This is a genomic window from Streptomyces sp. NPDC097617 (assembly GCF_044761485.1).
Classification (GTDB): domain Bacteria; phylum Actinomycetota; class Actinomycetes; order Streptomycetales; family Streptomycetaceae; genus Streptomyces.
This window is the reverse complement of record NZ_JBIWCL010000043.1, coordinates 1-13,029: the sequence shown is the minus strand read 5'-3', so window position 1 is coordinate 13,029 and position 13,029 is coordinate 1. Positions and strand designations below refer to the sequence as shown.

17 protein-coding genes and 1 pseudogene are annotated in these 13,029 nt (G+C 68.9%); 5 read left to right on the top strand and 13 right to left on the bottom strand.

Annotation, left to right across the window (positions count from 1 at the left end):
* Positions 1 to 141: 141 nt before the first annotated feature.
* The 11 genes from ACIQZO_RS38665 to ACIQZO_RS38615 form a co-directional block, all read right to left on the bottom strand.
* Positions 142 to 1,614, bottom strand: a complete 1,473-nt coding sequence (locus ACIQZO_RS38665; RefSeq protein WP_403635860.1) for an ATP-binding protein — start codon at positions 1,612 to 1,614, stop codon at positions 142 to 144.
* 3 nt (positions 1,615 to 1,617) lie between these two features.
* Complete coding sequence (locus ACIQZO_RS38660) at positions 1,618 to 2,502, bottom strand: DNA primase (RefSeq protein ID WP_403635858.1); 885 nt, start codon at positions 2,500 to 2,502, stop codon at positions 1,618 to 1,620.
* Positions 2,503 to 2,779: 277 nt separating this feature from the next.
* A complete protein-coding gene (locus ACIQZO_RS38655) occupies positions 2,780 to 4,897 on the bottom strand; it encodes a cell division protein FtsK (RefSeq protein WP_403635856.1) in 2,118 nt (705 codons plus the stop codon).
* Between the two features lie 92 nt (positions 4,898 to 4,989).
* On the bottom strand, positions 4,990 to 5,220 hold the full coding sequence (locus ACIQZO_RS38650) for a DUF6257 family protein (protein WP_403635854.1): 231 nt from the start codon (positions 5,218 to 5,220) through the stop codon (positions 4,990 to 4,992).
* 75 nt (positions 5,221 to 5,295) lie between these two features.
* Entirely contained in the window at positions 5,296 to 5,670 is a 375-nt protein-coding gene (locus tag ACIQZO_RS38645; protein ID WP_403635852.1) for a DUF6251 family protein, read from the bottom strand.
* A gap of 16 nt (positions 5,671 to 5,686) precedes the next feature.
* Positions 5,687 to 5,851, bottom strand: coding sequence for a hypothetical protein (locus ACIQZO_RS38640; protein ID WP_403635850.1), 165 nt, complete (start codon positions 5,849 to 5,851; stop codon positions 5,687 to 5,689).
* Between the two features lie 226 nt (positions 5,852 to 6,077).
* Positions 6,078 to 6,623 (bottom strand): DNA cytosine methyltransferase, encoded by a 546-nt coding sequence (locus tag ACIQZO_RS38635; protein WP_403635901.1) that lies wholly within the window; start codon positions 6,621 to 6,623, stop codon positions 6,078 to 6,080.
* A gap of 65 nt (positions 6,624 to 6,688) precedes the next feature.
* Positions 6,689 to 7,531 (bottom strand): DUF2637 domain-containing protein, encoded by an 843-nt coding sequence (locus ACIQZO_RS38630; RefSeq protein WP_403635848.1) that lies wholly within the window; start codon positions 7,529 to 7,531, stop codon positions 6,689 to 6,691.
* Entirely contained in the window at positions 7,528 to 7,689 is a 162-nt protein-coding gene (locus ACIQZO_RS38625; protein WP_403635846.1) for a hypothetical protein, read from the bottom strand. The genes ACIQZO_RS38630 and ACIQZO_RS38625 overlap by 4 nt, the downstream gene beginning before the upstream one ends.
* On the bottom strand, positions 7,686 to 8,012 hold the full coding sequence (locus ACIQZO_RS38620) for a DUF6303 family protein (protein WP_403635844.1): 327 nt from the start codon (positions 8,010 to 8,012) through the stop codon (positions 7,686 to 7,688). The genes ACIQZO_RS38625 and ACIQZO_RS38620 overlap by 4 nt, the downstream gene beginning before the upstream one ends.
* Positions 8,009 to 8,278 carry a DUF6284 family protein gene (locus ACIQZO_RS38615; RefSeq protein WP_403635842.1) on the bottom strand — a complete coding sequence of 90 codons (270 nt, stop codon included), beginning with the start codon at positions 8,276 to 8,278 and terminating at the stop codon, positions 8,009 to 8,011. Before ACIQZO_RS38615 ends, ACIQZO_RS38620 begins: the two co-directional genes overlap by 4 nt.
* 233 nt (positions 8,279 to 8,511) lie before the next feature.
* On the opposite strand from ACIQZO_RS38615, the gene ACIQZO_RS38610 reads away from it, so the two are divergent.
* From ACIQZO_RS38610 to ACIQZO_RS38600, 3 genes are all read left to right on the top strand, one after another.
* A complete protein-coding gene (locus ACIQZO_RS38610; protein ID WP_403635839.1) occupies positions 8,512 to 9,303 on the top strand; it encodes a GntR family transcriptional regulator in 792 nt (263 codons plus the stop codon).
* Positions 9,300 to 9,959: a YdcF family protein gene (locus ACIQZO_RS38605; protein ID WP_403635837.1), complete on the top strand. Its 660-nt coding sequence runs from the start codon at positions 9,300 to 9,302 to the stop codon at positions 9,957 to 9,959. Before ACIQZO_RS38610 ends, ACIQZO_RS38605 begins: the two co-directional genes overlap by 4 nt.
* Positions 9,960 to 10,337: 378 nt before the next feature.
* Positions 10,338 to 10,844, top strand: coding sequence for a hypothetical protein (locus ACIQZO_RS38600; RefSeq protein WP_403635835.1), 507 nt, complete (start codon positions 10,338 to 10,340; stop codon positions 10,842 to 10,844).
* A gap of 290 nt (positions 10,845 to 11,134) precedes the next feature.
* Here the strand turns inward: ACIQZO_RS38600 and ACIQZO_RS38595 are convergent, their stop codons facing one another.
* Entirely contained in the window at positions 11,135 to 11,737 is a 603-nt protein-coding gene (locus ACIQZO_RS38595) for an SgcJ/EcaC family oxidoreductase (protein WP_403635833.1), read from the bottom strand.
* 128 nt (positions 11,738 to 11,865) lie between these two features.
* On the opposite strand from ACIQZO_RS38595, the gene ACIQZO_RS38590 reads away from it, so the two are divergent.
* Positions 11,866 to 12,330: a MarR family winged helix-turn-helix transcriptional regulator gene (locus ACIQZO_RS38590; protein WP_403635831.1), complete on the top strand. Its 465-nt coding sequence runs from the start codon at positions 11,866 to 11,868 to the stop codon at positions 12,328 to 12,330.
* On the opposite strand, the gene ACIQZO_RS38585 is transcribed toward ACIQZO_RS38590, so the two are convergent.
* Positions 12,324 to 12,602, bottom strand: a complete 279-nt coding sequence (locus ACIQZO_RS38585; protein WP_403635829.1) for a hypothetical protein — start codon at positions 12,600 to 12,602, stop codon at positions 12,324 to 12,326. The genes ACIQZO_RS38590 and ACIQZO_RS38585 overlap by 7 nt on opposite strands.
* Positions 12,603 to 12,787: 185 nt before the next feature.
* Between ACIQZO_RS38585 and ACIQZO_RS38580 the strand changes: the two are divergent.
* Positions 12,788 to 13,029: pseudogene (locus ACIQZO_RS38580) on the top strand (aminopeptidase P family protein); the annotation flags it as partial.

Sequence of the window (13,029 nt, the reverse complement as noted above, 5' to 3'; positions counted from 1 at the left end):
CCTTAGAACGCGAAGTGGGAGCCGCTGCGCGGCACGTCCTTTGCAGCGGCGGCAAGCCGCCGGAACAACAAGAGGAGCACGCCCCGCATCCCGGGGCCGGGTGCTCCTCTTGCTTGTGCGGGCGACGGTTCGGCGCGTGGGTCAGAACATCGGGTCCGGTTGTTCCAGCGTTGTGGCCGGGCGGATCATCTCGATGTAGCGCGCGGTCTTGGTGCGGCCCCAGTCGACGAGTACGCCGCGGGCAGCGAGGGTCGGTTGGAGCCGCTTGAGGCGGTCGGAGAAAACCTTTCCTGTGGTGGGCCACCCCTTGGGCAGGGGGCGACAGTCCTCGCCGGTGTAGAGCTGGGTGAGGGCGTGCAGCCACTCGGTCGAGGTCAGACGGATTTCCTCGCCCGGGGCGGTGCCGGCGGCGTGCTTGAGGACGGTCTGTGCGAGGAGGTCGCCTTCGATGACGTCGTCGTTGAGGTCGTCGAGGGCAGCCCGGTAGGCGCCCAGCGTGCCGAGGCCGGTGGCAGCGTCGAGCTGGGCGCAAAGGTGGGCGAAGTCCGCCATCCGCAGGTCGGCGGGGATATACGCCTGTGCGGCCCGCACCGTGACCGCGAGGTCGAGGAGAGACCCGAGCATGACGGGCAGCACCTGCGCGTACTCCGCCCACAGCTCCGCCTCGGTCCGTCGGACCCGGGGGCGTACCAGGCGCAGGGGGAGGAGCCGTTCGGCGAGGTCGGGACGGATGACGCCGACGTCGATGCCGGTCAGGAGCAGCGGCCGGCGATAGCGGGAGCGAACGACGTCGCCGTCGGTGAACAGCGCACGCTTGACCGTCTCAGCCCCGGTGACGATGCAGCACATCAGGTCGGAGAGGTCCGGGGGCAGGTGGGAAAGGTTGTCGAGGGCGGTGACCCATCCGGCGGCGACGGCCGTGATCAGGTTCTCCTCGTCCTTGGGTGCGCGACGCAGGTCGCCGGTCAAACCCTCGATGATCCGGACGAGCATCCGGCCGGCGGTGGACTTCCCGGCACCCTGGGGGCCGGTGAGGAACGGTGCAGGGACGGGTACGGACGGCTCCAGGCAGCCGATCAGCCACGCCACGGCGAGGCACTCGCTCTCGGCGTTGGCGAAGTTGCACAGCCTCAGCAGAGCGTCGATGCCCTTGCCGTCGGTGTCCTTCTCGGGGAGGGGGAGTTCGCCGGTGAGCTGCGTGCGCCGCCAGCACACCTCTTGCGGGTCGGGGGTGAGGATGTCCCAGCCGGTGGGGTGGATGCGGATCGACTTGCCATCGTCCCGGCCCATGTCGAGCCAGGTCGCGCCGTCGAATCCCGGAGCTACGCGGATGTGGGTGGCCTGCACTTCCTGGCTGAGCGCGAGTGCTTCGATCAAGTCCAACGCCTCCTTGAGCGCGGTCCCGTTGAAAACGCCGAGCCCGTCGTTGAACAGGCCGACCATGAGTTCCTGACGGTGGCTGCCGGTCGTCCCCTGGGAGCGGATCGGGCGGGCCACGGGGTGGCCGTTCTTCTGCGCGTATACGGTCCCGTCAGCGGTGCGGAAGTACCGGAATTGGGCCTGCGCGTAGTCGGTGATGACTTCGCGGGCTGGAGTCTTCTCGTCCTCGGTCACGGGCTACATCCCCAGCTTCATGCGGGCGTTGGTCCAGGCGATCTCGCAGTGCCGCGGGGACTCGCCCTTGGCCTGCGCGGCGGTGAACAGTCGGCCGATGTGGTTCTCGGTGAGGCAGCCGCACCAGCCGTGCGCGGACAGCACCGCGAGGAACGTCCGGTACACCGTGGCGTGGATCACGCTGGCGGCCTCGGTGATGCGCTGCTCGCCCATGGCAATCCCGCGCTCCAGGTAGGCGGGCGAGCGATGACGGCACACCGCATCCCCGGGCCGTACGGGCACCACGACCGTGGCCGGGGCCGGCGCGGCCACGGTGACCTCCTTCACGGCGAGCGCGCGCACGGCATCGGGCAGCAGAGCCATGCGTCCGGTGCCGGGGCCGAGCCAGCGGGCGTAGGACCACGCGGACTTGATGTCCACGCCGGGCCGTACGCCGTTGTGGGAGGTCATGGTGCCGAGATAGATCCAGTGCTCCCCACGGGTCGTGGTCACCATCTTGGTGGCGGGGAGGGTCTCGCGGGCCCACGCGATCGCGCCCGGGTTGTCGAGATCCACGACGGTGAGTGCGCCGCCGCCGGGGTGGTAGGCGACGGCCGCGGCCTGCCTCCATGCCCTGGCCCACTCGGGGGAGGTGAGGATGTCCGGGTCGGTGGTGGCGGCGCCCCACCCGTGGCAGGGGGCGGGGCACTCGCAGGGGCCGGCGGCCAGCATGTGGGGCCGGCCCCCGCACGCCGAGTCGTTACAGGTTCGGCAGTTCCCGAACGGAAGCTTGCCCTCCCGCAGCGGCATCGCGGGCAGGCCGAGTTCGGCGAGCTGGAGCGCGGTCCGCAGGTGGGCGGGTAAGGCGGCTCGTGTGGGGTCTCGCGGGATGTCGGTGGGGTGGGTCATGCTGGAGTCCTCCAGTTGCTGTCAGCGTGCTGGGGTGCAGGGCGGCCCGGACTTTGCCGAGACGGGGCCGCCCTGTGCTTTTGGGGGGTGCGGAGCGGGTTTCGAGGAGCCTGGCAGGGCCCCTCTACCGGCGTTACCTTGCAGGTCAGAGCCCATTACCGCCCCCGCTACCGGGGTAAAGAGGCCCCGCTACTTCCGGGCCCCTGAGGCAGGAGCCCGGCGTGGAGGTTCCGGGGCGTTCGGTACGGGGTGGGTAGGGCGGGGCCCCGCTACCGGGTCAGGCGGTGACGGGTACGGCGCCTTCGATGTCGCGGCGCTGGTACCCGGCGCCGTTGACGCCGTTGATCTTGACCTGCTTGCTGGTGCGCTTGACGCCGGCCGCGTCGAGTTCCTTGGCGAGGACCTCGGCGTCGAAGTCGCCGTAGGTGTCCTCGTCGAGGTTCACGAGGCGGTCGATGAGGTCACGGGTGTACATGCGCGGGGAGTGCTGCATGACCTCGAGGACATCGGAGAGGATCGGCGGGATGCGGAAGCCGTTCTCGGCGGCCGCGGTGGCGAGGTAGCCGGCGGCGTCGCCGGTGAGCTGCCCGATGTCCTTGCGCATGGTGCGGCCCTTGGCGCACATGGCGTTGAACGCGGCCGTGGTCAGCAGGTCGTTCTTGACGGTGGCGAACGACGCCGGACCGGTGACCAGGACGACGACACCCTTGTGGTCCTCCGACAGCACCGACGCGTCCGCGCCCATGGACGCCTTGCCCTTGCCCAGGACCATGTCCGAAGAGGTCTGGTCGGTGACCTGGGTGCAGGCGCGGATGGTGATGATCTCCCGCAGCTTCGTCGGCACGCTCTCGGCGTCGGGGCGCTGGCTGGCGTAGTTGGAGATGAAGCCGGCGGCCGGTCCGCGTCGGGCGATGCGGGCCATGTCGTCGATGACGGCCTTGCGTTCCTTCTCGTCGCCGAGGGCGAGGAAGGCTTCCTGCAGCTCGTCGACGGTGAAGAGGATGAACGGCATCTTGTACTTCTCGACGATGGCCGGGGTGAGCTTACCCTCGGGGCAGATCGAGGTGGGCAGCTCGCGCAGGATCGCGAACCGGCGTTCCATCTCGGTCAGGAGCTCTTGGAGCATGGTCTTGAACGCGGCGATCGCGTCGTCCTCCGCGCCGAGGACGAGGCGGTGGGCGACCTGGCGCATCTGCATCCAGTCCTGCCCGCCCTTGAAGTCGGCCACGTAGTGCCGCACCCACGGATCGAGCAGCCCGGCCGCCGTCAGCAGCCGCTGTGTGAACGTCTTGCCCCGGCGGGGCAGGCCGCCGAAGAACATCGACTGCCACACGACCGGCACCGACACCCGCGTGCCCCGGGCGTCCTGCCCGAACGGGATCGGGTCCCAGATCGAGAACCGCTCCATCTTCTCCAGCGGCGACGGGGTCGGGTCGGCCAAGTAGGGGTCATCATCGGCGACCCACATCGAGACCCGGCCAGCGTTGCCGCCCTGGGCGGCGCGGACACGGGACATGACAATCTGGATCTCGTCGACACCCAGTTCCTGCGCGAGGACCTCCCGCTTGGCCAGCACGTCGGAAGCCGTCTTTCCACCGCCACGGGGAAGGTCGAAGACCACGGCCCAGCCGCGTCCGTCGCGGACCGGGCCCATGACGCAGGACACCTTGGGCCCTTCGTCGTCGCCCTTGCCCTGCTTGATGAGGCCGGCGGCCCGCAGGGCCTCGTTGAGCTGCTGCGCGGACATGTCCACCCGCAGCGGCGGCACCGCCTGATCCAGCAGCCGGGTCTCCTCGCCCCGGCCGAGGTAGGCGAGCGGGGCGAAGATCGCACTGGCGATACCGGTCTGCACCAGCGGATCGGCCAGCGCGATCCCCACCGCTGCCGTGGCCACCGCCGTGGCGGCGGCACCGAACCGCCACCGCCGTGCGTGCGTCCGGGCGGCGTGGGCCGCCTGATGCCGGGCCGCCAAGTCCACGTCCTCGGGCTTGACGCGAGTCTGGGCACGAAGGGCCTTCACCGTGGCGGAGTGATCCTGCGCGGACAGGGTCGGCCACAAGCCCTTTGCGGCCCGGTAGAAGCCCCGGCACGCCAACAGCACCGTCTTGATCAGGTACTTGGGAACGCGGATCGAGTGATAGCGAGAGTGCCACCACGTAAGGCGTCCGAGCGCGGTGACGTTGGCGTTGATGGACTTCCACGAGCGGGCCCACACCGGCAGCAACGGCGCGTCGGGGACGGTGAGCCAGTCGGCCAGCGGATTGTCCGGCCGATCCACCGCCTCAACCTCGGCCGACGCCTCGAGGTCGGGCTGTGTCGGGGTGGCCGCGGCGTCCTTCGCAGCGCGGTGCTCATCCAGGCTGTGCACGGACGCGTCCGGAACGGACTGGGACATGATGAGACCTCCGGGTCTCGTCGAGAGGCGGGAAGTGGAGCCCGGGGCGGCCAGCATTCTTTGGCGAGAGGGCGGCCGCCCCAGGGGCACAGCTACTTGCGGTGGTTCTTGGCGCGGGCCTTGCGGGCGGCCTTCTCGGCTGCTGCCGCCTCTGCGGCCTCACGGGTCTCGCGTTCGCGGGCGCCGTCGATGATTCGGTCGACCTTGCGCTCCAGGTCGCCCTGGTAGACGTTCTCTCCGGCGATCCCGCGCTTGGCCATCCGGCCGATGTACCAGCCGAGCTGCGCGGTCTCCTTGGCGGTGAACTTCGGGTCCTTGCCCATCACTGGACTCCTTCCGGGACCGGTCTGTCCGGCTCCCCTCACCACCCGCACGAGGGCGGGTGGATCGGGCAGCCGTCAGCGACGGCGGCGGGCCTTGCGCACGTTCTTCACGGCCGCCGTACCGTGCGGGCTGCCGATCGACTTCACAACCGTGTGGACGCCCCAGCCGAGAACGAGGGCGAGGAAGGCGAGCACCGCGATGTTCGCGGCGATCGCGGTGAGCACCCCCACGAGGAGGGGGCCGAAGTAGACGCCAGCCGCGACCGCTCCGGCGCCGACTCCGGAACCGAGAGCGATGCGTTGGACGGTGCGGTCCGGGCCTGCCTGATGGATGTGCTGGTGCACGACCTGCGGGCCCTGGAACGTGGCCGGGACCGCTGCGGGTTGGGTGTAGACGTAGGTGCCGTCGGTGAGTTGAGCCACGCGCGGCAGCTCGGGAAGGGATTCCACGGGTGTCTCCTTCAAGTCAGCTCGCGGCGGCCAGAAACCGGGCGGTGCCTGCGGCGTCGGTGAGCAGGGAGCGAAGTGCGGTGGTGGCCTGTTGGGGGACGACGCCGTTGCCGAGTGCTTTGAGCTGGGCCGTCCGGGACAGGCCCGGCACGTCGGTGACGTGGCCGGCGGGCAGGCCCATCAGCCACTCGACCAGGTGCGGGTTCAGTCGTCCCAGAGAGTCAACTGGCCCGGGAGCGGACCGTCCGATGACGGCTTCCCACCGAGCGACGGCGGCGTAGGGGCCCCAATCCGGTGGGCGGCTGAGGAGAGTGTCAGGTCCCCCTTGCTGCCCCGCTGGTTCGGTCCGCCCTTGCTGCCGTCCGTCGCCCTGGGCGTCGGCAGCAGGGAGACGGCGTGACGCAGGTTCATCCCGCCCCGCGCCGCGTGTCCCGTGCCGGTCGCCTCCGACGTCGACGGGGTGGGCAGCAGTGAGGCGACGGTCGGCAGGCCGTCCGGGTAGCCGCGGCCCTTGGCGTCCCTGGCCCTGGGCGTCGGCAGGCCAGGCGAGGAGGAAGAGCCGGTTGCGCTGGTGGGCGGCGCCGACGTCCGATGCGCGAAGAGTGCGCCACCGCGCATTCGACCCCGAGGGCGGCAAGGTCGGCGAGGACGGTGTCGAACCCGAGGGAAAGGTGTCCTGCGACGTTCTCAAAGACCGCGTAGCGGGGTCGAAGAACGCCAAGGGCACGGGCGATGTGGGGCCAGATGTGCCGGTCATCCGCAGTTCCCTTCCGTAGGCCGGCGGAGCTGAACGGCTGGCACGGATACCCGCCGCACACCACGTCCACCGGCTCCACCCGTTGCCAGTCGACAGCGGTCAGATCCCCCAGGTTCGGCGCGCCGGGGAAGCGGTGCGCGAGGATGCGGGACGCGCCCGGGTCGTTGTCCGCGACCCACACCGGCTTCCCGTCCATCACGGTCTGGACGGCCATGTCCAGGCCGCCGTAACCGGTACACAAAGATCCGATCCGAAGTCCGTTCACGCTGGCACCCCGGCGGCAGCCGCGTCGTTCGCCCGCTCGGCCTTGAGCGCCTCGCGCAGAACCCGAGCCTTCGCCGGGGACGTACGCAACGCCTTGCGGATCCGCTCACCCGTCAGATCCTCGACCGGCCACGCCTCCGTGATCGACCGCGCCTCGGCAAGCAACTCCTCCGGTGTGCGGACCGGGCGGGCCGATCGGGCCGCCACCGGCACCCGACCTGTCGCCCGCCGGACCGGCGGATGCTCGGCCGCCACGGCCACCGCTGGCCGCACCTCGATCGGATCGACCAGCTCGACCGGGGCCGCCTCCAGCACGGGCACCGGGACAGGCCGCTCGATTGCGGGTTCCTCAAGGTCAGACGTAGACCGATTTACGACAGTCTGGGTTGATTCGCTACTGATCGGGTTGGCGGCCGGTCGGTGGTGCAGGACCTTCGCCACGAGGTCGGAGCCGAAGTAGATCGACCCGACCGGAAGCGACGTCGCCAGCAGCACGAGTGCCCAGTTCGCCGGATCCCAGTTGGCCAGTCGGGTCCAGTCGACCGACGCGGTGTGCAGCTCGGGCAGGAGCCCGTGAACGTAGTTCAGGACGAGCGACGCGAGCGTGTACGCGGCGAGGACCCGCAGGGCGAACCTGCGGGCGTCGTCGGTGAGGACGAGAGCGGCGACCAGGGCGAGGGCCATCAGGCCGTCGACCACGAACGGGTACAGCGTCGCTGCCGTACCGTCCGCGCCGATCGCACGGGCCACGTCCCGCAGCGCGTTCCAGGAGACCCGGAACGCCATGCCGACCACGGTCACCAGGGCGAGGACGAGGAGCGTCTTGGCTGTGCGGTTCACCGGTCGACCTCCTCGTCGTCGAGGTCGCCCGGCTCCCACACCCACGACTCGCCCATCCCGTCGTCCCCCAGGTCCGGCTCCGCCTGCCCGCCGGTGAGAGGCGCCAGCGTGGGCTCGACGGCCGGCCGGGTGGTGAAGAGCTTCCGGAGGATCCTCATGCCGCACCGATTTCCAGCGGCCGGACCTTCACCGCGCCCAGGAGGAGCACCCGCGTCGGGTGCGGGTGGTAGTCCGGGCCGGTGTGCTCCGTCCACTCCCACTCAGCGCCCTCGGCGAAGACGAAACCGAGGTCCGCCAAAGCGGCCTGGCGCTGGTCGACGGTCGGGACCTCGGTGGTGGTCGGCCAGGTGAAGGTGGGCCACTCGCCGACCAGCCCCATCGTGGCCACGTACAGCTGCCAGCACGGGCCGGCCGTCCGCTCCGGGGCCGTCGTGCCGCAGCAGCGCAGGGAGAGCTGTGCTCCGAAGATCTGCTTGCTCATGCCGCATCCCCCGAGCCCGTGGATCCGGCGGTGCGGTTGGCCAGGTCCCGCCGGGCCGCCAGCACCCGGTTGCGGGCCCGGCGGATCCGACGCTCGTCGACCTCGGTCGGGGTCCGGTCGATCGTCATGATCTGCGCGTCGAGCAGGTCGACGCGCGCCAGGATCAGCGGCAGCTCCTGCTCGATCGCGTCCAGCTCGGCGTCCGACGGCTCCAGGCCGTCGGACCACGGGGTAACACGGTACTGAAGTGCAGCGATGGACTTCACGGGTCTTGCTCCTTCGGTAGAGGAACGGGACCCAACAGCAGCCCCGGTGTTCCAGCACCGGGGCTGCACTGCGTTGGGGTGCAGCAGGGACAGCACGCACTTGGGCGAGCGGACGCCCTAGAGACGGCTTGTCCTAGGACTGTTCGCCGTTGAGGTAGACCATGACACTCCAATCCTAGGACTGTCAATGTCCTAGGACTGTGGGAAGCTGACTAAGTCGAGAGGAGTGCCCGGTGGCACCGAAGTGGCGAGAGCTGGCCGACAGGCTGGCCGAGCAGATCAAGAACGGCGACTACACCCCTGGCCAGCTATTGCCTCAGATCCGCGAGCTCGTAGAGGCTGGCGAAGGCTCCAAGGCGACCGTCCACGCCGCCTACAAAGCCCTTGAGGCCAAGGGGCTCGTCACGTCATCGCGCGGCGTAGGGACGATGGTCCGCGCACAGACGCCCCTTAAGCGCATCGGAATCAGCCGCTACGACAAGGCAAAGTGGCGCGACGCGGACGAGGTCGCGTTCATTGCTGACCGAGTCGCCTCAGGCCGCGCCTACCAGCGCGGGGAACAGACCCAGTCCGTGAACCTCATGAGGGCTCCGGCACCGGTGGCCGAGGCCCACGGGCTGCCCGCAGGCGCTCAGGTATACGCGCGGGCCCGCTTGGTGAAGGAAGGCGAGCAGCCTACGCACACCTTGACCAGCTACTACCGGCCCGAGCACGTCGAGGGCACGCGCATCGTGGACCCCACGCCCGGGCCGGCAGGCCGCGGCGGCGGCTTCCGGGTCCTCTACGACGCCGGATACGAGATCGACCACATGAAGGAACGCATCTTCGCGCGTGTCCCCACGGCCGACGAGGTCAAGCTCCTCAAGCTGCCGACGGGCGAGCCCGTGGTGGAGCTGCACCGTACGACGTACACCGCAGACGGAACGGTCGTCGAGTTCGCCATAGGGGTACACGCCGCCTCGCGCTTCGCCTGGGAGTATGAGTTCAAAGTCCCGGACTCGGCCGAGGGTGGCGAACAGCAGTGATCTCTGAGCAGGCGTGGGCGGACGCGGAACTCATCTGGGACTTCCACCAGATGCACCACGAGCCGCGCCCCTGCTCAGTCGCGGTCGGCCTCGGCAGCCACGACCTCGGCGTGGCTGACACGACGGTCGACCTGTACCAACGCGGCATGGCGCCCCTGATCGTCTTCACGGGCGCCACCAGCCCCACGACCCGCGCCCGGATGCCGCGCGGGGAGGCGGTGCACTACCGCGAGCGGGCGTTGGAGCTTGGCGTCCCGCCTGAGGATGTCCTCGTAGAGCCCAACGCCCGCAACACCGGTGAGAACATCCGGCTGACCAGGGCCCTGCTGGAGGACGCCGGCCGCCCCATCGAATCCGTACTGCTGATCAGCAAGCCATACGAAGAGCGGCGCGCGTACGCGACAGCACGGAAGCTCTGGCCGGAGGTGGAGGTCATCAGCGCGTCCACCCCGATGACGTTCACGGAGTACGTCGATTCCATCAGCGATCCGAAGCTCGTCATCGACATGCTCGTCGGCGCCCTCCAGCGGCTCCAGCTTTACCCGGATCAGGGGTTCATGGTCCACATGCCTGTACCGGTTCCCGTGCTGGCCGCCTACCAGCGCTTGTGCAACTACGGCTTCACAAGCAGGCTGGTCGCCTCTCCTGCGGCATAAGCCGCTGCGGCAAAAGTTGCCCTCCGTCGGCAAGGCCCGCGCACGGCGCGGGCTCGCGTCGCCTCTGCGGCGCGGCCTCCTGTCTTCGCCCCGGCGGGCCGCTCGCGGCTGCGGCATGAAATAGGAGACACCTGCTGCCGCCGAGGCAGTCGGCTCCACGGCTTTAGGCAGCCACGCAAAGGAGTTCTGCGTGCGGCATCCACCCATATTTGCCGCTCATATGCCGCGAGAACGAACAGTCAGCAATGACCAAACCCCTACCCTCAACTTACGCCGGCTCAGTGACAGGGCGATGCGCCTACGTGCAGATGGAACCCAGATCATATATGCAGTACTCAGGCAGAGACAAAGGCTATTTCACCTCTGAAGGAGCACTCCATGGGGCAGTCACTTGTGAATGACATCGACACGATCGTGGGCAGCGGAAAGGCTGTGATCTCAGCAGAGGAGTGCAGCGTCGTAGAGATCGTGAAGGAGGCCATCACTAGCGGGAAGCCTGCATCCTTCTATCTGACCATGGATCAAGCTAAAGAGGTCAAGGCTTGGTACTGGACGCCGGAGCGGATCGAATCCGCCAACATGACAGTGGTATCCGACGAAGAAAAGTCTAAGATCAAGTCGGAATTGGATGTCGAAGTACACGATTTCCGATTCAGTCGCACCAAATGCGCGAACGGACACACGTATGGCGGATTCGAATTCTTGCAACAAGGAATCCGTGAACATGGGCTGGATGCGGTTAAGTCAATCTTCGATATGAAAAATTCAACTTTCCTGCAAGCTAATCCAACATTTCTAATGATTTGCCCGACCTGTAATGAAATGCTCAGGGGTTGGGGCTATTACGACTGCGACAGGTACGGCGGGTGCTGTAAGACGATGTGAAGTGGCGTGGTCCGTTGGCATCAGGCGCGTACAGACCCACCTGGCCGTGGGTGAGCCCCTGGTGGCGAGTGTCTAACTGAGTGACAACCGGTGGGGAGGCTGGCGGACGTCCACGGACGGTCACGGGACTTCGTCGCAGGTCAGCACGGTAGAATGGGCAGTTCGCCCGTCGACCCGGAATGCTTCGGGACGAAGAGGTCGTGGGTTCAAATCCCGCCACCCCGACTTCGTAAGACCAGGTAGAGGGCTTGATCCGCAGTACGGATCGGGCCCTTCCTGCGTTTGTGGGGTCACCCTCTTTCCGCCTGCGGGGCCGTCGCGGGTGAGTAGAGGAAGGAGAAGCGCTCCATCACGTTGCGGCGCTGCGTGTTGTGGAAGGCCGCGATGCGCCAGGTGCCGTCGGTGTCGCGGACCAGGGTGTACGTCTGGACCTTCGAGAGCTCGGCGGGCGCGGGCCTGGAGCCCGTGTAGTCGTCGCCGCGGCCGGTCAGGATGGCGGCGTCCGCGCCGAGGAAGCGCAGGTCGAGGTAGGTCGCCGCGAGTTCGGTGCCTTTGACGAAGTCCTTGAAGAGCGCGCGGTGGCCTTCGGTGATGTCGGCACGGCCCTCGTAGTGGCTGCCGACGTAGGTGGTGTAGGTGGCGTTCTCGGTGAACTGGCGGCCGTACGCGTCCGCGTCGCCGCGGGCCCAAGCGGCGGTGAGGGCCTCGATGGTGGCGCAGACGGCCTCGCCGTCGGCGCGGTTCGCGCCCACCGGTATGACGTCGGCGCAGGCCTCCGTGCCGGTGCGGCGGATGTCCGAGGTGGTGTCGAGGTAGAGGTACGCGCCGCCCGCGCCGAGGGCGAGGAGGCCGGCGGTGACGAAGGCGGCGCGCTTGAGGGTCTTGGTGTTCACGGGGTGCCTCTCGGTCGGCGGGTGCGAGCGGATGACGGCCGCAGCCGCGTTGATTACACTGACGCAACAACTGCACACGTGCATTATCTGCACGCGTGCAGATAAATAACAAGGGGAGAGGTCTCACGATGGCGGAGCAGGACGACCGGCGGGCGGTCTTTCGGGACTACGTCGACGCCGTGGGATTGCACGGCATGGCGGGCGCCGAGGCGGCCGGCCTCCAGGCGTCCGAGTGGTACGCGCTCAGCCGCATCACCCTGGTCGGCGGGCTCACCTCCGGCGAGCTCGCGGCCGGGACGGGGCTCACCACGGGGGCGACGACACGGCTGATCGACCGGTTGGAACGGGCCGGCTACGTACGCCGGACCGCCGACCCGAGCGACCGGCGCAAGGTCGTGGTCGAGGCCGTGCCCGGCGCGCTCGCGGGGGTCGAGGCCGCCGTGGGCCCGGCCCGCAAGCGGATCGGCGAGGTGCTCGCCGGGTACTCACCGGAGGAACAGGAACTGCTCTTCGACTACTTCAGGCGGGCGGCCCCCGCCTTCCGCGAGGCAACGGAGGAGATCCGGGCCGCGACCCAGGAGCGCCGTCAGTAGGGGCGGGGGGACATGATGTGCGGCTCGATGGCCGGGGCCTCGAACATGCAGCGGGGCAGGCCCGGGCCGGGTGTCGCACGTACCGAGACCTGGATCGGCGGGTCCGTCGGCAGCTCGACGTGCACAGTCACCGGGTGATCGTGGTGCGTCGTGGCGTGTCCGGTCTCCTTGCCGTCGACCAGTACCTCCACGACGGCGGTGTGCCCGGTCTGGACCGTGGCGCTCACCGAGTGCCCGTTGTGGTCGATGTGGAAGTGATGGCGCCGACGCATGAGATCGCCTCCCGGAGTACCCCTTCACCACCAGCGTAGCCACGGGAACGCGCGACGGCTCGGGCGGTGAGGTTTTGGCCATCGACCGCGGGCGGCGACTCCGGGCAGCCGAAACGCTCCTGACGGGCCTGCTGACCCGGTCCTAAGATGCGGGCCGGACAGCCGTCGCTCAATGAGGGGGAACCGTGGCAGAGACCGCCGAGGAATCGAAGAGCGGAGTGCCCCGGGGCGTCTCCGAGGAGCTCGCAGAGAACATGCGCACCGGCTGGGCCGACACCGAGCTGCACGATCTGCGGCCCATACCCCAGGCCGCGCGCACCCTCGCCCGCCGCGACGCGCTGTCCCGGCGCTTCCCGGGTGAGCGTCTGGTCGTCCCCGCGGGACGGCTGAAGACCCGCTCGAACGACACCGAGTACCCCTTCCGCGC

Bases quoted from the DNA above. Each gene is read 5' to 3' on its own strand.
- ACIQZO_RS38600 (WP_403635835.1), top strand. From the start codon at position 10,338: ATGGGGCAGTCACTTGTGAATGACATCGACACGATCGTGGGCAGCGGA.
- ACIQZO_RS38635 (WP_403635901.1), bottom strand. From the start codon at position 6,623: ATGGACGGGAAGCCGGTGTGGGTCGCGGACAACGACCCGGGCGCGTCC.
- ACIQZO_RS38625 (WP_403635846.1), bottom strand. From the start codon at position 7,689: ATGAGGATCCTCCGGAAGCTCTTCACCACCCGGCCGGCCGTCGAGCCC.
- ACIQZO_RS38640 (WP_403635850.1), bottom strand. From the start codon at position 5,851: ATGGGCCTGCCCGCCGGCCACGTCACCGACGTGCCGGGCCTGTCCCGG.
- ACIQZO_RS38655 (WP_403635856.1), bottom strand. From the start codon at position 4,897: ATGTCCCAGTCCGTTCCGGACGCGTCCGTGCACAGCCTGGATGAGCAC.
- ACIQZO_RS38660 (WP_403635858.1), bottom strand. From the start codon at position 2,502: ATGACCCACCCCACCGACATCCCGCGAGACCCCACACGAGCCGCCTTA.
- ACIQZO_RS38585 (WP_403635829.1), bottom strand. From the start codon at position 12,602: ATGCGTCGGCGCCATCACTTCCACATCGACCACAACGGGCACTCGGTG.
- ACIQZO_RS38590 (WP_403635831.1), top strand. From the start codon at position 11,866: ATGGCGGAGCAGGACGACCGGCGGGCGGTCTTTCGGGACTACGTCGAC.
- ACIQZO_RS38620 (WP_403635844.1), bottom strand. From the start codon at position 8,012: ATGAGCAAGCAGATCTTCGGAGCACAGCTCTCCCTGCGCTGCTGCGGC.
- ACIQZO_RS38650 (WP_403635854.1), bottom strand. From the start codon at position 5,220: ATGGGCAAGGACCCGAAGTTCACCGCCAAGGAGACCGCGCAGCTCGGC.